This window comes from Leekyejoonella antrihumi (assembly GCF_007845645.1).
Lineage (GTDB): Bacteria > Actinomycetota > Actinomycetes > Actinomycetales > Dermatophilaceae > Leekyejoonella > Leekyejoonella antrihumi.
In genome coordinates this window covers 127375-148257 of sequence record NZ_VCQV01000003.1, presented here as the reverse complement: position 1 = coordinate 148257, position 20883 = coordinate 127375, and the positions used below count along the sequence as shown (strand labels likewise).

The 20883-nt window shown below is 65.7% G+C and carries 15 protein-coding genes, 2 tRNA genes and 1 pseudogene; 13 read left to right on the top strand and 5 right to left on the bottom strand.

Annotated features, from left to right (window positions below):
- Positions 1-18 precede the first annotated feature (18 nt).
- The 12 genes from dnaA to FGL98_RS03235 all read left to right on the top strand — a co-directional run bounded on the left by dnaA (position 19) and on the right by FGL98_RS03235 (position 13204).
- Entirely contained in the window at positions 19-1488 is a 1470-nt protein-coding gene (gene dnaA, locus FGL98_RS03285) for a chromosomal replication initiator protein DnaA (RefSeq protein WP_246136349.1), read from the top strand.
- Between the two features lie 636 nt (positions 1489-2124).
- Complete coding sequence (gene dnaN / locus FGL98_RS03280; RefSeq protein WP_146315229.1) at positions 2125-3258, top strand: DNA polymerase III subunit beta; 1134 nt, start codon at positions 2125-2127, stop codon at positions 3256-3258.
- Positions 3259-3345: 87 nt separating this feature from the next.
- Positions 3346-4254, top strand: a complete 909-nt coding sequence (gnd, locus tag FGL98_RS03275; RefSeq protein WP_146315228.1) for a phosphogluconate dehydrogenase (NAD(+)-dependent, decarboxylating) — start codon at positions 3346-3348, stop codon at positions 4252-4254.
- A gap of 143 nt (positions 4255-4397) precedes the next feature.
- Positions 4398-5540 carry a DNA replication/repair protein RecF gene (recF, locus tag FGL98_RS03270; RefSeq protein WP_146315227.1) on the top strand — a complete coding sequence of 381 codons (1143 nt, stop codon included), beginning with the start codon at positions 4398-4400 and terminating at the stop codon, positions 5538-5540.
- Between the two features lie 13 nt (positions 5541-5553).
- Positions 5554-6084, top strand: coding sequence for a DciA family protein (locus FGL98_RS03265; protein ID WP_146315226.1), 531 nt, complete (start codon positions 5554-5556; stop codon positions 6082-6084).
- A gap of 352 nt (positions 6085-6436) precedes the next feature.
- Positions 6437-7174, top strand: coding sequence for a DotU family type IV/VI secretion system protein (locus tag FGL98_RS03260; protein ID WP_146315225.1), 738 nt, complete (start codon positions 6437-6439; stop codon positions 7172-7174).
- A gap of 208 nt (positions 7175-7382) precedes the next feature.
- Positions 7383-9425, top strand: a complete 2043-nt coding sequence (gyrB, locus tag FGL98_RS03255; RefSeq protein WP_146315224.1) for a DNA topoisomerase (ATP-hydrolyzing) subunit B — start codon at positions 7383-7385, stop codon at positions 9423-9425.
- A gap of 162 nt (positions 9426-9587) precedes the next feature.
- Positions 9588-12212 (top strand): DNA gyrase subunit A, encoded by a 2625-nt coding sequence (gene gyrA, locus FGL98_RS03250; protein ID WP_146315223.1) that lies wholly within the window; start codon positions 9588-9590, stop codon positions 12210-12212.
- Between the two features lie 188 nt (positions 12213-12400).
- Positions 12401-12751 (top strand): DUF3566 domain-containing protein, encoded by a 351-nt coding sequence (locus FGL98_RS03245; RefSeq protein ID WP_246136348.1) that lies wholly within the window; start codon positions 12401-12403, stop codon positions 12749-12751.
- 97 nt (positions 12752-12848) lie between these two features.
- Positions 12849-12925, top strand: a tRNA-Ile gene (locus FGL98_RS03240).
- A 35-nt stretch (positions 12926-12960) separates the two neighbouring features.
- The gene (locus FGL98_RS25745; RefSeq protein WP_222431994.1) at positions 12961-13086 is read left to right on the top strand and encodes a DLW-39 family protein; all 126 of its coding nucleotides are present in this window, start codon (positions 12961-12963) and stop codon (positions 13084-13086) included.
- Positions 13087-13131: 45 nt separating this feature from the next.
- Positions 13132-13204: transfer RNA gene (locus tag FGL98_RS03235), tRNA-Ala, on the top strand.
- 190 nt (positions 13205-13394) lie between these two features.
- Here FGL98_RS03235 and FGL98_RS03230 read toward each other — a convergent pair.
- The 3 genes and pseudogenes from FGL98_RS03230 to FGL98_RS03220 form a co-directional block, all read right to left on the bottom strand.
- Positions 13395-14418 (bottom strand): annotated as a pseudogene (locus FGL98_RS03230) (aminotransferase class III-fold pyridoxal phosphate-dependent enzyme); the annotation flags it as partial.
- Positions 14415-14912, bottom strand: coding sequence for a hypothetical protein (locus tag FGL98_RS03225; protein ID WP_146315222.1), 498 nt, complete (start codon positions 14910-14912; stop codon positions 14415-14417). The pseudogene FGL98_RS03230 and the gene FGL98_RS03225, both read right to left, overlap by 4 nt.
- On the bottom strand, positions 14885-15133 hold the full coding sequence (locus FGL98_RS03220) for a hypothetical protein (protein ID WP_146315221.1): 249 nt from the start codon (positions 15131-15133) through the stop codon (positions 14885-14887). The genes FGL98_RS03225 and FGL98_RS03220 overlap by 28 nt, the downstream gene beginning before the upstream one ends.
- Positions 15134-15586: 453 nt before the next feature.
- On the opposite strand from FGL98_RS03220, the gene FGL98_RS03215 reads away from it, so the two are divergent.
- Complete coding sequence (locus tag FGL98_RS03215) at positions 15587-18673, top strand: DEAD/DEAH box helicase (RefSeq protein ID WP_246136347.1); 3087 nt, start codon at positions 15587-15589, stop codon at positions 18671-18673.
- A gap of 105 nt (positions 18674-18778) precedes the next feature.
- On the opposite strand, the gene FGL98_RS03210 is transcribed toward FGL98_RS03215, so the two are convergent.
- Both FGL98_RS03210 and FGL98_RS03205 read right to left on the bottom strand, forming a co-directional pair.
- Positions 18779-19921, bottom strand: coding sequence for an alpha/beta hydrolase (locus FGL98_RS03210; RefSeq protein WP_146315220.1), 1143 nt, complete (start codon positions 19919-19921; stop codon positions 18779-18781).
- Positions 19914-20876, bottom strand: a complete 963-nt coding sequence (locus tag FGL98_RS03205) for a type 1 glutamine amidotransferase family protein (RefSeq protein ID WP_146315219.1) — start codon at positions 20874-20876, stop codon at positions 19914-19916. The genes FGL98_RS03210 and FGL98_RS03205 overlap by 8 nt, the downstream gene beginning before the upstream one ends.
- Positions 20877-20883 lie beyond the last annotated feature (7 nt).

The window sequence follows — 20883 nt, the reverse complement described above, 5'->3', positions numbered from 1 at the left end:
AGTGAGGAGCACGTCGCGGTGAGCGATGCCGAAGTAGATCTTGTGCACGTCTGGCACGCGACCCTCCTATCGCTGGAAGACTCGGGCATCCCGGCGCGAGACCGCGCCTACCTGCGACTCGCCCGTCTGGTGGGGGTGATCGGCGACACCGCTCTGGTCGCGGTCCCCTTCGACCACACCAAGGACTTCGTCGAGACCTCCCTGCACGAGCCGGTCTGCTCGGCGCTCGGCACCCAACTGAGCCACGAGGTGCGACTCGCCGTGACCGTCGACCCGTCCCTGCGAGGAACGGTCGACGGCGGTGTCGAGCTGACCGAGCCGCAGGAGAATCTCGCCATCCCGCAGGACTCCGACACCATCGGCCAGCTCGAGATGCGCACCGAGGTGACGACCGCTGCGCGGACGGCACAGCACGAGCCGGGACTCTCGGCAAGCACCGTTGCCTCCGCCGAAAACGCTCGACTCAACCCGAAGTACAGCTTCGACACCTTCGTGATCGGCGCCGGCAACCGCTTCGCCTGCGCCGCCGCCCAGGCCGTTGCCGAGACACCGGCTCGTTCCTACAACCCGCTGTTCGTCTATGGCGACTCCGGTCTGGGCAAGACCCACCTGCTGCACGCGATCGGCAACTACGTGCGCAGCTACTACCCACACATGCGGGTGCGGTACGTGAACTCCGAGGAGTTCACCAACGACTTCATCAACTCCATCCGTGACGACACCGCAGGCAGCTTCCAGAAGCGCTATCGCGACAACGTCGACGTGCTGCTGATCGACGACGTGCAGTTCCTCCAGGGGAAGGACGGCACGCAGGAGGAGTTCTTCCACACCTTCAACGCGCTGCACAACAGCGAGAAGCAGATCGTCCTGACCAGCGACCAGCCGCCGAAGATGCTGAGCGGGCTGGAGGATCGGATGCGCTCACGCTTCGAGTGGGGCCTGACCACCGACGTGACACCGCCGGACCTGGAGACCCGCATCGCGATCCTGCGCAAGAAGGCCACGGCCGAGAAGATGCGCACCCCGGATGATGTGCTCGAGATGATCGCGAGCAAGGTGCCCAGCAACATCCGCGAGCTCGAGGGTGCGCTCATCCGCGTCACGGCCTACGCCTCGGTGTCCAACCAGCAGGTCACCACGGATCTGACCGCCCACGTGCTGCGCGACCTGATGCCGGGCGCGAGCGTCGGCCAGATCACCGCCTCGACGATCATGGAAAAAACCGCGTCCTACTTCGATGTGACCATCGATGAGCTGTGCGGTCCGTCTCGCTCTCGGACCCTGGTCAATGCGCGCCAGATCGCGATGTATCTGTGCCGCGAGCTGACGGATCTGTCCTTGCCGAAGATCGGCCAGAAGTTCGGCGGCCGAGACCACACGACCGTCATGCACTCCGAGCGCAAGATTCGTGGGCTGATGCCGGACCGGCGCGACCTGTATGACCAGATCAGCGAGCTGACGACGCAGATTCGCCGCGCCACGAAATAACTCCTCCACCGGCAACATCCACACCTTTATCCCCAGATTCTGTGGATAACCATGCCCTCGACCGGCCAGGCCGGGCCGGGCAATCGCGCATTCGGTGATACTCCAGGACATCCGCCCTGTGCATAACGCCCCGGCCGACCCCATCCGGAGCGGCCACGAACTCTCCACAAGCCCTGTGCGGTCGACCCGCAGAACTGTGCACAGCGCGACAGTTTGTGCGGGCTGACGGTGGACAGGGTGTGCACGGCCGGCCGTCATCCACAGGCACCGGTGTTATCCACACCCTGCACCCCCAGCCCATCCACAGCCCAGTTGGCGGTGCTGGCGCGGCAGCAGGCCGTTTTCCACAGAATCCACAGGTGCTACTACCACTACGAACCATTTCGACCTAGTTCTTCTCGTCCCGACCACTGGGGACAAACCACAAGCTGCCCGGACGTATCGTGGACCACACTGCCGACACTTGGCGCGCCCATGGCCGCCGGGCTAGGGTCGACGCGCGTGGGTCACCAGTTTTCGGTAGCCACGCGTTCCCGAAGAACCTCGGGGCCATGATGTGCTGAGCGCAAGCGCAGACTTCGTGGGGGAATCAGGACGCCGGTTCCGCCGGCAGAGACCAGCAAGGACGGTTTGCTAGTGAAGCTCCAGGTGGATCGCGATGTCTTGGCCGAGGCCGTCACGTGGGCCGTCCGCGGCCTGTCTCCGCGTCCGCCGGTGCCTGTCCTGGCCGGGGTGCTGCTCGATGCCACGCCCGAGGGTCTGACCCTCAGCGCCTTCGACTACGAAGTCTCCGCCAAGGTCAGCATCGACGCTCAGGTAGACGAACCCGGCACCGTCCTGGTCCACGGCCGGCTGCTGGCCGATATCTCACGGTCGCTGCCCTCGGGCAAACCCGTCGAGCTGGCCGCGGACGGTACGAAGGTCCAGGTCGTCTGCGGGTCCAGTCGTTTCTCGCTGCAGCAGATGCCCACCACCGACTACCCGACGCTGCCGACCTCGCCCGAACCGACCGGTACCGTGAGCGGAGAAGCCTTCACGAAGGCCGTGTCGCAGGTCGCCATCGCGGCGGACCGCGGTGACACCCTGCCGATCCTGACCGGGGTGCGGGTCGAAATCGATGGGGACAAACTGAGCCTGCTGGCGACCGACCGCTACCGATTGGCGTTGCGCGAGCTGACCTGGAACCCTGCGGCCGCCGATGCCGCGCATGTCGCGCTGATCCCCGCTCGCACTCTCTCGGAGACTGCGAAGGCGCTCGGGGCCGCCGGCTCGGTGGAGGTCGCACTTGGCAATGCCGCGGGCGGCGAGGGACTGGTCGGATTCGAGGCGGGACAGCGTCGGACCACCACCAGGCTGCTGGACGGCGACTACCCGAAGGTCACCTCGATCTTTCCGAGCAGCGTCGACACCATCTCGGTCATTAAGACCTCCGATCTGACGGAAGCGGTCAAGCGGGTCGCGCTCGTGGCCGAGCGCAACACCCCGGTGCGGCTGCGGTTCAGTGAGGGGCAGGTGGCCATCGAGGCAGGTCAGGGCGATGACGCTCAGGCCAGTGAGGCCGTCGAGGCGACCTTGAGCGGACCCGAGCTGGAGATCGCCTTCAACCCGCAGTTTCTCCTCGACGGGCTCGGTGCGATCGGGACGGACTATGCACGACTGGCATTCACCCAGCCGAGCCGGCCGGCTGTGCTCTCCGGTCAGGCCACCGCGGACGGCGAGTCCGATGAGTCCTACCGTTACGTCCTCATGCCGGTTCGGTTCGCCAGCTGACCGATTCGCGGCAAGTCAGCGGATCGAAGCAGGTCGCAGTAGCGTCGAGCTGGAAGCAGCACCTCACCAAGCGTCGAAGGAGCAGGTATGCAACTCGGATTGATCGGCCTGGGCAAGATGGGCGGGAACATGCGTGACCGCATCACGGCCGCCGGGCATGAGGTGGTCGGCTTTGACACCAACCCCGAGGTGAGTGACGTCAAGGACCTCCCCGAGCTCGTGGCGCGCCTGGACGCACCGCGAGCTGTGTGGGTGATGGTGCCGGCCGGTAAGATCACGGACTCGGTCATGACCGAGCTGGGTGGGCTGCTCAGTGCGGGCGACCTGATCGTCGACGGCGGCAACAGCAAGTACACCGACGACCTGCGCCACGCCGAGGAGCTGAAGGACAAGGGCATTGCCTTCGTCGACTGCGGAGTCTCCGGCGGCGTCTGGGGCAAGGACAACGGCTACGGCTTGATGTGCGGTGGCAGCGAGGACGACGTGCAGCGCGTCCTGCCGATCTTTGACGCGCTGCGCCCGGATGGCCCCCGCGACGAGGGGTGGGTGCACGCCGGAGACGTCGGCGCGGGTCACTACGTGAAGATGGTGCACAACGGCATCGAGTACGGCCTGATGCAGGCCTACGCCGAGGGGTTCGAGCTGCTCGAGGCCAAGGAGATCGTCAAGGACGTGCACGGCTCCTTCAAGGCGTGGACCCGCGGCACCGTGGTCCGCTCCTGGCTGCTGGATCTCATGGTGAAGGCGCTGGAGGAGGACAAGGACCTGGAGCAGATCAGCGGATTCGTCAACGACTCCGGTGAGGGCCGCTGGACCGTGCAGGAGGCCATCGACTACTCGGTGCCGATGCCGGTGATTTCGGCCTCGCTGTTCGCGCGGTTCGCCTCGCGGCAGGAGGACTCCCCCGCGATGCAGGCGGTGGCGGCACTGCGGGGTCAGTTCGGTGGTCACGCCGTCACCAAGAAGGGTGACAAAGGCGTCGTCACCGACCACTGAGCCGCATCACCCGCCGACAGGCATACAAACCCGTCGAGCGGCATGGGAAATAAGTGGACCTCTCGGTGCGTAGGTATGCCTCTCGGCGGAGGTTTGGGTGCTTGCATGATCGGCGCGGCGGAGCTTGGACCTAGACTCGGCGGGTGCACCTGCGCCACCTGACTCTCGCGGACTTCAGGTCCTACGAGTCTGCCGAGGTGCCCCTGGCACCGGGAATCACCACCTTCGTCGGACGCAACGGTCAGGGCAAGACCAACCTGGTCGAAGCGGCCTACTATCTGGCCACCCTGGGCTCCCATCGGGTGGCCCAGGACGCACCACTGGTGCGGGCCGGCGCAGAACAGGCGATCGTGCGAGCCGCGGTGATGCGGGCCGAGCGGGAGCAGCGGCTCGAGCTGGAGATCAACCCCGGCCGTGCCAATAGGGGGCGGCTGGGCAAGGCGCCGCTGGGTCGGCCGCGCGAGCTGCTCGGCGCGGTGCGCACGGTGATGTTTGCGCCCGAGGATCTTGCGCTCGTGAAGGCGGACCCCGCCGGCCGCCGCAGGTTCCTGGATGAGCTGTTGGTGGCCAGGCAGCCACGCTGGGCCGGCGCTCGCGGGGACTACGACAAGATCCTCAAGCAGCGCAACGCGTTGCTCAAGTCGGCCCGCGGGGCACCGAATCGGGCCGCGGTGCTCGAGTCCTTGCCGGTCTGGGATACGCATCTCGCGCAGGTCGGTGCCAATCTCATCTATGCGAGGCTGCGACTCATGCAGGACCTGCAGCCCTACCTGGCCACGGCCTACGAGGAGGTCAGTGGCGGTGCCTCGGATGCCCGCACCACCTACCGCAGCTCGCTGCACGGCGACCTGGCACAGACCATCGCCTGCGGTGAGGTGCCCCAGGTCGAGGAGATCGAGTCGGCGATGCACGAGTCGTTCGCGCGGCAGCAAGCCGCGGAAGTGGATCGTGGTCTCACCCTGGTCGGACCCCACCGCGACGACCTCGAGCTGCGGCTCGGTGCGTTGCCGGCGAAGGGATATGCCAGTCACGGCGAGTCGTGGTCGTTCGCGCTCGGTCTGAAGCTTGCCGCGTTCACGCTGTTGCGGCATGACCTGGACACCGACCCGGTGCTGATCCTCGATGACGTCTTCGCCGAGTTGGACGCCGGCCGCCGCGAGCGGCTGGCGGAGATGATCGGCGATGCCGAGCAGGTGCTGATCACCGCGGCCGTCGGTGCGGACGTGCCAGCGCAGCTGACCGGGGCCACCTTCGAGGTCGTCAAGGGCGCGGTGCACCCCCGATGATCGAGAAGCCGGCATGAGCGACGAAACGCCTCCGTCCGACGGCGGCGCGGACGACCTCGCAGCCGCCCGGGCTGCGCTGGCCCGGGCGCGACTGGCCGCACAGGAGAAGGGGTTTCGACCCGGCGCACCGGGTAGGCGGCTACCCAAGGCCGCGGATCTGGGCACCGGCCGGGCGCGCCAGGACGGCCGGGATCCCGCGGCCGTCGGTGACCAGTTGGACCGAATACTGGTAGACCGCGGCTGGAAGGTCGATGTCGCGGCCGGCTCGGTGATGGGCCGGTGGCCGGAGATCGTCGGGCCGGATGTGGCCGCGCACAGTGCGCCGACCAGCTTCGAGGAGGGCGTGCTGGTGGTGCGCGCCGACTCGACGGCATGGGCGACCCAGCTGCGGCTGCTCAGCTCGACCCTGCTGGGTCGGATGGAGGAGGCGGTGGGCCCGGATGTCGTCGCCGATCTGCGGATCACCGGACCGAACGGTCCGTCCTGGTCTCGGGGCTTCCGCAAGGTGTCCGGCGGCCGCGGTCCGCGCGACACCTACGGATGAGCCACCCCACGAAGTCACCCCACGAAGTCTTCGCTCGCAAGCTCACTCAGTACTTCGCGGGGACCCCGGGAAAATCACCCCACGAAGCCACCCCACGAAGTCTTCGCTCCCAAGCTCACTCAGTACTTCGCGGGGACCCCGGGAAAATCACCCCACGAAGCCACCCCACGAAGTCTTCGCTCGCAAGCTCACTCAGTACTTCGCGGGGACCCCGGGAAAATCACCTCACGAAGTCTTCGCTCGCAAGCTCACTCGATTCGCCGGTTTGGCGGGCTCGCGGCGCCGATTGGTTTGCTTCAGGAGCACCGCGTACCGTGGATCGGGTGATTTCCACAGGCGAGAGTGAACCCACGTGAACGCACCTGACGATGGTGGATCGGGCCCCAAGGGCCCGGATTTCGACGACACCTTCGACCACTTCTTCAGCAAGCGGCCGCAGCGTGATCCTGACGAGACCAGGCCCGTGCCGACCGGTCCACCGCCCGGGGGACCGGATGAGGCGACCCACGAGTGGCGCGGGACGACCCCGCCGCCGGCACCGGTGAGCCCGCGGCAGGCCCCAATCGGTCAGCAGTTCGCCCCCGGCTGGACCGGGGGTCAGACGCCGGAGCAGCCCCGCCGCCGTGGTGGTGCCGCGCTACCGTTGCTGGTGATCGCGGCATCCCTGATCGTCGTCGCGGTGGTCGTCTACTTCGCGCTGGGAAACGGCAGCAAGGCGCCGGTCCAGGCAAACCACTCGCCGCTGCCGACGGCCAGTGGCTCGGCCTCACCGCGGTCCGGCGGCTCGAGCGGCTCCTCCGCGCCGAGTTCTTCGTCGCCGTCTTCACCCAGCAACTCGGCGGCGCCACTGCCGCAGGGGAGCAGCGACTGCCACAGCACGGCATACGCCGTGGGGCCCAAGACCTCGTGCGAGTTCGGTGCCAGCGTCGCTGCAGCCGCGGGAGCTGCAGCCTTCAAAAATGGCACGGCGACCTTGACGGGCGTCTACAGTCCGGAGACCAAGCAGAACTACACGCTGACCTGCACTCAGGGCGGCTACCTGACCTGTGTCACCACGACCGGAGCCGTCGTCTACGTCGAAAAGCCGTGAACACGCCCTACGGCGATCTGAGGGCCCTCTCTCATGTAGGGAGTTGCGCGACGGTTATTTCTTCCGGGAAATCCACCTTTGAGGACCGGGGATGGCCGGTTGAGGTGGTCGAGCAGGTAGAATAGACACACGGTCCGGGTGTGATGGCACGCCTGACGGCTCTTGCCGTGTCCGGGCCCTTCTTGCTGCGTCGATATGAAGGAGCACTGTGCCCGACACCCCCGAGAAGTCCAAGGGTCCTTCCGACGAGGTCGTCTACGACGCCGGAGCCATTCAGGTCCTCGAGGGACTGGAGGCTGTTCGCAAGCGTCCGGGCATGTACATCGGTTCCACCGGTGAGCGCGGACTGCATCACCTGGTGAGCGAGATCGTCGACAACTCCGTGGATGAGGCACTCGCCGGGTATGCCGACCACGTCGATGTGACTCTGCTGGCGGACGGCGGCGTCCGCGTCGCCGACAATGGGCGCGGCATCCCCACGGATATCGGCCCCGGCCAGGAGGTCTCGGCGGTCGAGTTGGTGCTGACCCAGTTGCATGCGGGCGGCAAGTTCGGTGGCGGCGGATACAAGGTGTCCGGTGGACTGCACGGTGTCGGCTCCTCGGTCGTCAACGCGTTGTCCACCCGGCTCGAGGTCGAGGTGCGACAGAAGGGCCACGTCTTCTCGATGGCGTTCAGCAGTGGTGTGCCCCTTGCGCCGTTGGCGGACGACGGCCCGTTGGACGACCCCTCGGTCACCGGCACCACGGTCACGTTTTGGGCCAGCGGTGACATCTTCGAGACGACGACCTACGACTTCGAAACGCTGCGCGGCCGGTTCCAGCAGATGGCATTCCTGAACAAGGGACTGACCATCCGGCTGACCGACGAACGCCTACAAGTCGTCGATGAAGCAGAGATGGAGGAGGCCGAGGCCGAAGGGAAGCTCGCCCGCGACGAGACCAAACCGCACACCGTCACCTATCGCTATGACGACGGACTGCTGGACTATGTGAAATACCTCAACTCCTCCAAACGCAACGAACCGGTGCACGACGAGGTCATCGCGTTCGAGACCGAGGACAAGGCCCGCCTGATGTCCGTCGAGGTCGCGATGCAGTGGACGACGGCGTTCTCCGAGTCCGTCCACACCTACGCGAACACGATCAACACGCATGAGGGCGGCACGCACGAGGAGGGTTTCCGCGCCGCGATGACCTCGCTGGTCAATACCTTCGCGCGAGCACAGAAGCTGCTGAAGGACAAGGACGACAACCTCACCGGTGACGACATCCGGGAAGGGCTGACCGCAGTGATCTCGGTCAAGCTGGGTGAGCCGCAGTTCGAGGGCCAGACCAAGACCAAGCTTGGCAACTCCGAGGTCAAGGGGTTTGTCCAGGGAGCGGTGCGCGAGGAGTTCGAGCACTGGCTGCAGGCACACCCGAACGAGGGCAAGGCGATCGTCCGCAAGGCCGTGCAGGCCTCGGCCGCACGGATGGCGGCGCGCAAGGCACGCGAGGCCACTCGCCGTAAGGGTCTACTCGAGTCCGGCGGACTTCCCGGCAAGCTCAAGGACTGTCAGAGCAAGGACCCCTCGGTGTCCGAGGTCTTTATCGTCGAGGGTGACTCGGCCGGTGGATCGGCCACCCAGGGACGGAACCCGGACAACCAGGCGATCCTGCCGATCCGCGGCAAGATCCTCAATGTCGAAAAGGCCCGGATCGACAAGATCCTCGCCAACAACGAGGTGCAGTCGCTGATCTCGGCGTTCGGCACGGGGATCGGCGAGGACTTCGACCTGACGAAGGCGCGCTATCACAAGATCGTGATCATGGCGGATGCCGACGTCGACGGTATGCACATCCGCACGCTGCTGCTGACGTTGCTCTTCCGGTTCATGCGGCCACTGATCGAGGCTGGCTTCGTCTATCTGGCGCAGCCTCCGCTCTACCGCATCAAGTGGAGCAATCACGAACACGAGTTCGCCTTCTCCGACCGCGAGCGTGACGGGCTGATCCAGGCCGGTCAGTCGAAGGGGTGGCGGCTGCCGAAGGGCAACCCGACCCAGCGCTACAAGGGTCTGGGTGAGATGAACGACCACGAACTGTGGGACACCACGATGAACCCCGACACTCGCACGCTGCTGCAGGTGACGCTCGACGACGCGGCCGCGGCGGACGAGATCTTCGCCATCCTGATGGGTGAAGACGTCGAGTCCCGCCGGAACTTCATCCAGCGCAATGCGAGGGACGTTCGATTCCTTGACATCTGATGGCCACCACCGCCCGATTGTGCACTTTCGCTCGAACCGCGCAGCTAGGACTGCGCCTCTCGAGCGAGATTGGACAACTCGAAGGGGTTGCCTGATTCACGTGAAACCTTTGGTACGGCATACCGATGATCTGCGAATATCTAGCAACAGCAAGGGAATTCGATGACTGACGACAATCCGCCCGTCGATGGTGACGGCGTGGTGACACGAAGCAACGTGGATCCCGTCGACCTGAACGCCGAGATGCAGCGCAGCTACATCGAGTACGCCATGAGCGTGATCGTCAGCCGAGCGCTGCCCGACGTGCGCGACGGGCTCAAGCCGGTGCATCGGCGCATCGTCTATGCCATGTATGACGGTGGCTACCGTCCCGACCGCGGCTACAACAAGTGCTCGCGCGTCGTGGGCGACGTCATGGGTCAGTATCACCCGCATGGTGACAGCGCGATCTACGACGCGATGGTCCGCCTCGTGCAGCCGTGGTCGATGCGTTACCCGCTGGTCGACGGGCAGGGCAACTTCGGCTCCCCCGGCAACGACGGGGCCGCCGCGCCGCGTTACACCGAGTGCCGGATGGCGCCACTGGCCCTGGAGTTGGTGCGCGACATCCATGAGGACACGGTCGACTTCGAACCGAACTACGACGGCAAGACCATGCAGCCCAGCGTGCTGCCGGCGCGGTTCCCGAACCTGCTGGTCAACGGGTCGGCCGGTATCGCGGTCGGCATGGCTACCCAGATCCCGCCGCACAATCTGCGTGAGGTGGCGGCCGCCGCCCAGTGGCTGCTGGAGCACCCGGAGGCAACCCGCGAGGAGCTCTTCGAGCAGGTCGTCCACACCATCCAGGGCCCGGACTTCCCAACCGGCGCGCTGATCATGGGCCGTAAGGGCATCGAGGAGGCCTACCGCACCGGGCGCGGCTCGATCGTGATGCGTGCGGTGGTCGAGGTCGAAGAGATCCACGGCAGGCAGTGCCTCGTGGTGAGCGAGCTGCCCTACCAGGTCAACCGTGACGCGCTGGCCGAGAAGATCGCCACCCAGGTCAAGGAGGGCAAGGTCGGGGGCATCGCCGACCTGCGGGACGAGAGCTCGGGCCGCACCGGCCAGCGCCTGGTGATCGTGCTGAAGCGGGATGCTGTCGCCAAGGTCGTGCTGAACAACCTGTACAAGCACACCCAGCTGCAGCAGTCGTTCGGCGCCAACATGCTGGCGCTGGTCGACGGGGTGCCCCGCACGCTGCCGATCTCTGCCTTCATCCGGCACTGGGTCAACCACCAGGTGGACGTCATCGTCCGGCGCACGAGGTTCCGCCTCCAGCAGGCAGAGGAGCAGATCCACATCCTGCGCGGCCTGCTCAAGGCACTGGATGCGATCGACGAGGTCATCGCACTGATCCGGCGCTCCCCGTCGGCTCAGGAGGCGCGAGAGGGGCTCAAGGAGCTCCTCGACATCGACGACATCCAGGCCACGGCGATCCTGGACATGCAACTGCGCAAGCTGGCCGCGCTCGAGCGACAGAAGATCATCGACGAGCACGATGACCTGCAGCGCAAGATCGACGACTACAAGGACATTCTGGACAAGCCGGAGCGGCAACGGCAGATCATCAAGGATGAGCTGGCCGAGATCGTCGCCAAGTTCGGCGACGACCGGCGCACCCAGATCGTGCCCTTCGACGGCGACATGTCGATGGAGGACCTGATCACCGAACGGCAGGTGGTCGTCACGGTCACCCGCGGCGGCTACGCCAAGCGCACGATGACCACCGAATACCGGTCGCAGCACCGCGGCGGCAAGGGGGTGCGTGGCGCGACGCTGCGGGGCGACGACGTCGTGTCGCACTTCTTCACCACCAGCACGCACGACTGGCTGCTCTTCTTCACCAACCTTGGCCGGGTCTACCGGATCAAGGGGTACGAGCTGCCCGAAAGCAGCCGAGAGTCCAAGGGTCAGCACGTGGCGAACCTGCTGGCCTTCCAACCGGGCGAGGAGATCGCCCAGGTCATGTCGCTGCACGACTACCAGACCTCGCCCTACCTGCTGCTGGCCACGCGTCGCGGTCTGGTCAAGAAGACCCGCCTGTCGGAGTACGACTCGCCGCGATCCGGCGGCCTGATTGCCGTCAATCTAAGGGATGGCGACGAGCTGATCGGCGCCGGCCTGGCCAGCGGGTCCGATGATGTGTTGCTGGTGTCCCGCAAGGGGCAGTCGGTGCGGTTCAACGCGACCGACGACACCTTGCGTCCGATGGGCCGAGCGACCTCCGGCGTGACGGGTATGAAGTTCCGCGACGGCGACGAGTTGCTCGCCATCAATGTCATCGAGGAAGACACCGACCCCGACGTCTTCGTGGTCTTCGAGAACGGCCTGGCCAAGCGGACGGCCGCGTCGGACTACCCGACCAAGGGCCGCGCGACTCTGGGAGTGAAGGTTGCGTCGATCTCCGAACGTGGCGGCGACCTGGTGGGCGCCCTCACCGTCGCGGAGGACGATGAGGTCATGGTCGTCATGGAGAAGGGAAAGATCGTGCGATCTCGCGTGGACGAGGTGCGCAGGACCGGGCGGTCGACGCAGGGCGTGCAGTTCGCGACACCGGACAAGGGCGACTCGATCGTGGCTGTTGCGCGGAACACGGAGCGTGAAGTCGAGGAAGAGATCATTGATGGCGTAGCGTCAGACCCAGCGGCTGCCATTCAGGATTCTGCCAACAGTGTCGGTGATACTGATCCTGCAGATGACCAAGCGGTCGAGACCGATGAAGCCACCGATCCTGGAGATGACCAGTGAGCCGCTCTGACACGCCGGGCGAGGGTGCGTCCAGGACCAAGGACGCACCGGTAGCCAAGTTGCCTCGTGGTGCATCAGGGGGTGGGCCCGCCCAACGGGGCGCACGGCCTACGGCGCCCCGCCCTGCTGCGCCCACGAAGGGGAGCGCTCGGGCAGCGACGCGCCCGCCGCGCGCCACGCCGCGCCGAGTGCGTCTGACGCTGTCCCGGGTGGACCCGTGGTCGGTCATGTTGAACGCGTTCCTGTTGTCGGTGGCCATCGCGCTCGCCATGGTGGTTGTGGTCGCGGTGCTCTGGATCGTGCTCGCGGGCATGGGCGTCTTCGACAACCTCAATGGTGTCCTGCGCACGCTGGACCGTAAGGGATCGTCCTTCAATCTGATGGACTACATCGGCTTCGGCCGAGTGATCTCACTGTCCGTGGTCATCGGTTTCATCGACATCATCCTGATGACCGCGCTCGCCACTCTGGGTGCGTTCCTCTACAACATCTGTTCCTCGCTGGTCGGTGGCATCCGGCTCACACTGTCCGACGACTAGCCGGTCGGTGGGGCCGTTTTGGCCCGCTCCCGTGCCATGAGGTAACCTCATCCGGCGCCCGAAATGTGGATCACAGGTCGGGCGCCGGATGGTGCACGGGCCTATAGCTCAGTCGGTTAGAGCGCTTCCCTGATAAGGAAGAGGTCGGAGGTTCAAGTCCTCCTAGGCCCACCACACCGCCTGCTACTCGCGATTCAAGGAGTCCTGACGTGAAGAAGGCCCTGCTCATCGTTGCTGCAGCCGGCGTTGCCGTGTTCGTGCAGCAGAAGCTGAAGTCGGACCAGGCCAGTAAGGATCTGTGGGCGCAGGCATCCGACCAGCCTCGCAGTCACTGAAACCCGCTTCGAGATTGCTCGGAGCTCCTGCTGCGGCAGGTCTCTGGGGACGTGGCGCAATTGGTAGCGCACCTGCTTTGCAAGCAGGGGGTTGCCGGTTCGAGTCCGGTCGTCTCCACCCAGAGAAACGAGCCCAGACCCCCCGCGGGTCTGGGCTCGTTCATGTGGTCGGTGGGCCCACCGACCACCTCTCGTCGAGAGGCATACCTCTCGTCGAGAGGTCCACCTAGTAGGTATGCCGTTCAGTGGGTTGGTATGCCTCTCGGCGAAGTACCTGGCGTCGGCTTCGGTGAGCACGGCGCACCCTGGGTGACCCCGTGGCCGACCAGCGTCGCCAGGTCCTCGTGCAGCCGAGCGCCCAACCGTGCGGCGCGGACCTGCGGCTCACCGGTGGCCCAGCATGCGCACCACCGCACGGCCGACGGCGGCGGCCAGCGGGTTGCCGCCGAAGGTCGAGCCGTGCTCGCCGCAGCACCTCCATCACCGCGCAGTCCGCGGCCACCGCCGAGACCGGCACCACGCCGCCGCCGAGCGCCTTGCCCAGCAGGTAGACGTCGGGAACCACACCCGCGTGCTCACCCGCCAGGGTCGCACCGGTGCGGCCGAGTCCGGACTGGATCTCGTCGGCGATGAAGAGCACGTTCTGCTCGTCGCAGATCCTGCGCATGGCGGGCAGATAGTCCGCGGATGGGACCACCACGCCGGCCTCACCCTGGATCGGCTCGATGAGCACGGCGACCGTGCGTTCGTCGACGGCGTTCGCGAGCGCGTCCGCGTCGCCGTACGGGACGGTGACAAAACGGGCGTGTAGGGACCGAAGTCGGCCCGGGCCCGCTCGTCGTCGGAGAAGCTCACGATCGTGGTGGTGCGGCCATGGAGGTTGCCGGCCGCGACGACGATCCTGGCCTGGCCGGCCGGGACGCCCTTGACCTGGTAGCCCCACTTGCGCCAGCTTGATGCCGCTCTCGACGGCTTCGGCGCCGGTGTTCATCGGCAAGATCATGTCCTTGCTGATCAGCGCGGCGAGCTCGCCGCAGAACGGGCCGAGCTGGTCGCTGCGAAATGCCCGGCTGACCAAGGTGACGCGGTCCAGCTGGTCTCGAGCGGCGTCGAGGATCTGCTGGTTGCTGTGGCCGAAGTGACGGCACTGTAGGCCGCGAGGCAATCCAGCAGGCGGCGGCCGGTCACGTCGGTGACCCAGGCGCCGTCGCCGGATGCGGTGACGACGGGCAGCGGCTCGTAGTTGTGCGCGATGGATCGGTCGGCTTGCGCAAGGTGCTCGGCAACCGCCGCGTTGTCGGCACGGGGTTCGGTGACGTGGGTGGTGTTCATGCGTGGACCTCCATGGTCCAGCACTTGAGGCTGCCGCCGGCCCTGACCAGCTCGGACAGGTCGATCGGGATGGGTTGGTAGCCGCGCTCGCGCAGCTGGTCGGCGAGGCCGGTGGCGGCCCGCGTCCAAAACAACGTTGCGTCCGTCGGAGACCGCGTTGACGCCGAACGTGAGCGCATCCGACTTCCTTGGCGATGACGGCCGGCACAGCGAGATGCTGCCACGGCCCGCTCCATCGTCGGCGGGTGGCGCTCACTTCTGGTTGACCGGTGCAATGAGCTGCTTCTCGGTGTCGATCGCGCCCATGCCCGACAGATTGTCGTAGCCCTGTCGAGGGTCAGCGACTGCTGCACGAGGGACTGCCAGGTGAGCACAACCGTCTCGGGGATCGGCGGAATGCCGAACAGGGCCAGCGAGTTGTCATAGGTCAAGTAGGCGTGCGCGGCCTTGTTGGACTTCAGGTCCGTCAGGTGCTTGCCGCCTTGCTGGCGCAATAGGAACCGTAGGGCGGCGAGGGGTGGGTCCGGTCCGGAAGCGGTGTGGCGAAGGACCACAGGGTCTCGAAGACGGTGACAATGTCGCTCAGCAAACCGCACGGACCGATCGGCAACGTCTGAACCGACCGGGTCTGGTCGCAGTGCCGGACCGCAGCACGGTCGACGACCTGGGCGGTCTGCCGCCACAGTGGTGCACCGACCAGTGGCAGACGAGTCATCGAGCGGACGCCGTGCATGACGCCTCGCAGCAGCTGGACATACGCCGTGCTGCACTCTTCGGCAGGTAGGAGCGCGACGGGAAGCTCTGGTGCGGAACGTGATCAACGATCGTTACGCAGGCCGTAGGCGGGATGGCTGAACACTTTGCGCTGCGCGCTGAACTGTGTCAGTGGATCGTTGGTGGCGTTTGTCGGCAGCAACGTGCCCTCATCTCCTGCCAACGGACCCGGACGGTGGGTCGCCGCGCATACGCCTGCGTATGTCGTTGCTTGCCAAGGTAACCGCCCTCCGCTGCGAATGAGGTCGACTTGGCCACTGCTCGCCCGATCTCTACTCGTGTCGGCCATGAGCGGTCCTGCAACTCCTCATCCGCGTACTCCACCGCGAGCGTCCAACGAGGAGATTTCTTCGAAGTGCCCCGTCGGTGGGCCGAGTTCTGGGAAGCTGCGCAGGTGGAGCCTGGTCTATACGAATCATTGGTCACCGCAGAGCTGAGTGCGCAACTCGCCGGCATTGCGGACCTGCATCCGTCAATGGACGGTGTGGACCCGGCCGACCAGGCTCACGTCCTCGCCGATCACGTGCAGCAGGTTGCTGAGTCGGCCCTCGCTCGGACAAGAAGCTCCGCGGAGCGCGTGCAGCTCGTCAACCGGATTGTGGACCTGCTGGCGGATAGCCGCTCGGAAGTGGAGGAGCCGCCCAGACGCCTGCTCCGGCTCGTCGGGAAGTCGCAGCCGGGTCGCACTCCGATGGGTGCCGTTCGACCGAGCACGCCACTGTCGGAAGCCGCTCTGCTGACGAACACCAAGGGTGAGCCCAGTCTCGGTGCCGAGCTTCGGTCCGAGCTGGAGACCTGCGACGAGGTTGATCTGCTGTGCGCATTCGTGAAGTGGCACGGCTTGCGCATTCTGGAACGGGAATTGAGGAGAAGGCTCGAGCGACAGGTCCCCTTCCGGCTCATCACTACTACCTATATGGGTGCTACGGAACGCATCGCCCTGGATCGGCTGGCCCGCGAATTCGGCGCCGAGATCAAGATTCAGTACGACGCCAGACGGACGCGACTTCATGCGAAGGCATGGATGTTTCGACGCAGAACAGAGTTCGACACGGCGTATGTCGGCTCGTCGAACCTGTCGCGCGCGGCGCTGCTCGATGGAGTGGAGTGGAATGTTCGGCTCTCGCGGGTCGGCACACCGGCACTGCTGGAGAAGTTCCGCGCGACGTTCGATACCTACTGGAATGACTCGTCTTTCGAAGACTATGACCCGGACGCGGATCGCGATCGGTTGGACGACGCACTCGCAGAGGCCTCCGGGCAGACAACGCATGATCGAGTGACGATGTCTTTGGCCGGGTTGGAGGTCCGCCCATACGCGTACCAGCACGAGATGCTGGATGCGCTCTCGGCGGAGCGAGTGATGCGCGACCGCCACCGCAACTTGGTGGTAGCCGCAACCGGAACAGGCAAGACGGTGGTAGCCGCCTTGGACTACCGGCGCCTGTGCAATCCGCAGACGAACGAGCGACCGTCGCTGCTCTTTGTCGCCCATCGCAGGGAGATCCTCGAACAATCCCTGCGCACCTACAGGGAGGTGCTGGCCGACGCGAACTTCGGTGAGCTGTATGTCGGTGGACGTCGACCCGAGAGGTGGAGGCACGTCTTCGCGAGCATCCAATCGTTGACTTCATACGGAGCGTCGAACATTCCGTCCGATGCGTTCGACATCGTCGTCATCGACGAGTTCCACCACGCTCAGGCGCACACTTACCGGCAGCTGGTCGACCGACTGGCACCCCGCGAACTTCTCGGACTGACAGCGACACCCGAGCGCTCCGACGGCACGGATATCCGCGGCTACTTCGACGGCCGGACTGCAGTGGAGCTGAGACTGTGGGATGCCTTGGGTGCCGACCTGCTGTGTCCGTTCCACTATTTCGCGGTGGCCGACGGCACCGATCTTCGCGACGTGGCCTGGCGGCGCGGCCGGTATGACGATCGGCAGCTCGAGAACGTCTACACCGGGAACCGCGCGCGGACCGCCGTCGTCCTGGAACAGCTCAAGGACAAGGTTCTGGATCTGGGAGCGATGCGTGCGCTCGGATTCTGTGTCAGCGTCTCGCATGCGGAGTTCATGGCCGAGAGCTTCAACCAGGCCGGTATTTCGGCACTCGCCGTATCCGGCAACACTCCGCAAACACAGCGTGCAGACGCGGTGCGAGCCCTCAAGGATCGTCGGGTGAATGTGTTGTTCGCTGCCGATCTATTCAACGAGGGCCTCGACCTACCGGAGGTGGACACCATCCTCTTCCTACGCCCGACCGAGAGCGCGACGATCTTTCTGCAGCAACTGGGCCGCGGACTGCGCCGTACGGCAAGCAAACCGGTGCTGACGGTGCTGGACTTCGTCGGGCATCATCGCAAGGAGTTCCGCTTCGATCGGAGGTTTCGCGCACTTACCGGGCATACTCGCAAGGGCCTTGAACGTGCGATCGAGCACGGATTCCCGTTCCTGCCGTCCGGTTGCCAGATTGTCATGGACAAGCAGTCGCAGGAACTCGTTCTTGCGAACATCCGCTCGCAGACCATGAATCAGTGGAGGCAGCTCGTAACTGAGCTGCGGTCATACGGCGATGACGTGGACCTCGGTACATTTTTGGCTGAGGCCGGCGTCGAACTGAATGATCTTGCGCGTGGGGACCGGCGATCTTGGACGAGGCTTCGACGGGACGCCGGGCTGTCGACACCGGTCGGCTCCGATCTCGAGGACGACCTACTGAAGCGGGTCAGAGCCTTCGTGCACGTTGACGATCCATTGCGCGTGGATGGTTATGGACGACTGTTGCGGGATCGGGTAACCCCATACGCCGAAATGTCGCCCGTTGAGCAGCGTCTTGCTCGGATGCTCTTCTTCTCGCTGTGGCCAACAGGGAACAAGTTCACGTCGTATGACGATGGCCTGGTGGCTTTGCAGGGCGAGTATGCCAGTCGGGAGGAGATCAGGACGGTCATCGATCTGTCTCTGGACGCTGCTCGCCACGTGCCAGTTCGACTAACCGACGACCTGGCCGGGTTACCACTACGAGTGCACGCTCGGTATCAGCGGGAGGAGGTGCTTCCGGCCATCGACTATGCGAACCTCGAGCGGACGCCGACGAGCATGATGCAGGGTGTTGTGTACTCCCCCGAGCAGAACATCGATGCATTCTTCATCACGTTGAAGAAGTCCGAAGCGGACTTCTCGCCGACCACGAGGTATCGGGACTATCCCATCAGTCCCACTCTCTTCCATTGGGAGTCACAGTCGACCACCTCGGTTGAGTCGCCCGTTGGTCGCCGATATCTGAGCGGGGCGAGCACCGTGCTGTTGTTCGTGCGCGAGCAGCAGCGGAACGATTTCGGCACTTCGCCCTACCTCTTCCTGGGGCCTGCTCACTACGTGTCCCACGCGGGCAGTCGGCCGATTGCGATCACCTGGAAGTTGCAACACGCGATGCCCGCAGACTTCTTCAACGCAGCGACGGTCGCGGCGGTGTGATGGGCCCAGCCGTCCGGCCAACAGGACTCGGCCCGTGTCGGGTCCCGAATTCCGTGCAGTTCCGGGCTGCGCGTTTGGCGAGTCCTGTTGGTGGGGCGGGTTTGCCTATTCGTAGTAGTACTTCTGCGGACCGGGGTAGATCCAGGACAGGCCCTCACCGAGTCGGTCGCGCCAGTCCTCCCAGGAGTGCCCGTCACGCGCCTCGACATACCGGATCTGCATACCGGTCCCGTCGAACACCGGCACCATCGATCGGTTCTGCACAATCAGTGGCTCATAGACCCCGCACGAGATGAACGCGCGCTCGGCCACCTTGCGCGGATTGGACCGATACCGGTTCATGAAGCGCACCACCGGGTCGAAGACCTCACCGCCACCGTGATCCTGACCGATGTCGGTGAAGACGAACGATCCCGACTGCAGCAACAGCGACCCAAAAAGATCCGGATAGCGGTATGCCGTGCTGAGACTCGCGACCCCGCCGAAGCTCGCGCCCATCAGACATCGACCGGACGGCTTACCGAGCAACGGAAAGCGCTCCTCCAACAGCGGCAAGAGCTCGGCGGCGATGAACCGCGCGTGGCGGCTGCTGTTCGCATACTCCACATTGCGGTCGCCCGGGTTCGTGAACACCACGATCGTCTCGGCCATGTCCAGCCGGTCGATGAGGTTGTCCAGCACGGTCTTCATGGCCGCATAGTTCAGGTAGTCGTCCCCGTCGTGCACGATCAGCAGCGGGTAGGAGTGCAGGTCACTGAAGCGGGCCGGCAGATAGACGCGGCACGGCGCCTCGCGCCGCAGTGCCTTGGAAGGCACTGGCAGGTCGAGGATTTCGCCGGGCCGGGCGTCAGGGTCCGGTGTCAGCCAGTCCGGCACCTGATAGCCGGCGCCGGCACAGACGGACGACGACCCGACCGGGCTGTTGGCCACGTGCGGGTTCAGCGGGTCATTGCCCTGCTCGTAGTGGTCTCCGCGGCGCACCTCGATCTGATACTCCACCCGCGAGCCGTCGGGCAGCTCGAGCACGGTGAACCACAGGGAGGTCTCCCCCAGCCGCCGCATCGGCACCCGCTGCGGCTGCCCCACGATCCGGTGACACACCCACACCTCGTCGGCCGCACCCCGGAAGCAGAACGTGCACTTCGAGCCTTCGATGATCGGCATCTCGTGCCGCTCCAGGAAGCGGTCGATCGTCGCTTCGTCCACCGGTTGCCGCTGCCGCAGCCGGTTGATCGCGAGCCTACGCATCGCGGGCCTCCCCCAATGTCGTTGTGCGGCCATCAGATCCGATCACCGGGGTGTATGCCGGGAGCCGCCCGTCATACCCCACCTGCACCTTTGCTCCGGGGTCCAGCAGCACGCATCGCGCCGGCGCAAAACGATGCGCAAACGTCGACATCCGCCCATGGTCCTGCATCCGCAGCCGGTAGTGCGCCGACGGCAGCAGGACCATGTCCCGCAGGACGCCCATCCCTCCGTCGTAGACCTCGGACCAGGTCGGCTCGCGGGAGGCGTTGTCATTGAAGAGAACCACGCGCTCGGTCAGCGCCATCGCGCCCGCGGACCAGGCGATGATGGGCAGCCGGTCCAGGCCGGCCGGGGCGATGTTGAACAGGTGCAGGGCGTCCAGCAGCTCGGCAACATGCCCACCGGCCAGCACCACCGCGTTGCAGCGCGACAGCACCTCGGCCACCTCACCACGATGGTGCGCGACCACCGGACGCTCGTGCGGCACCAGGCGTTCATAGAATTCGGCGTGCACCGCGTGGACTCGCGCCAGGTGCCGCCGGTCCAGGTCTCGCAGCACCTCCTCGGCGTCCGCGACCGCCATCGCCAGGACCTGCGGATGGTTCTCCGTCTGCTCCCGGATCTGCCGCACTGCGCGCATCGTGTGGTCGACACCGATGAGATACAGCTCCTGTAGCTGGGCGATCCAGTCCCGCCGGATGCGGTGCGCCACAGCCAGATCCGCGTCCTGAGCAAGGACGTCCTGCAGGCGGTGCCAGAGCGACAGGTTGTGTGAGTCGCCCCGCAGGTGCGTGTGCAGCTCGGCGTCGTCGAACTCGCGCTCCTGCCACCCGGCGGTGATCGTCGCAAAGGGGCCGGCCAGTCCCATGGCCTGCACGACCTTGTCCAGGCTGGGTCGTCGCTGCGGACCCAGCAGGGTGATCCGTGGGACCGCCCCCTCATCGACCTCACTCATGCCCGGT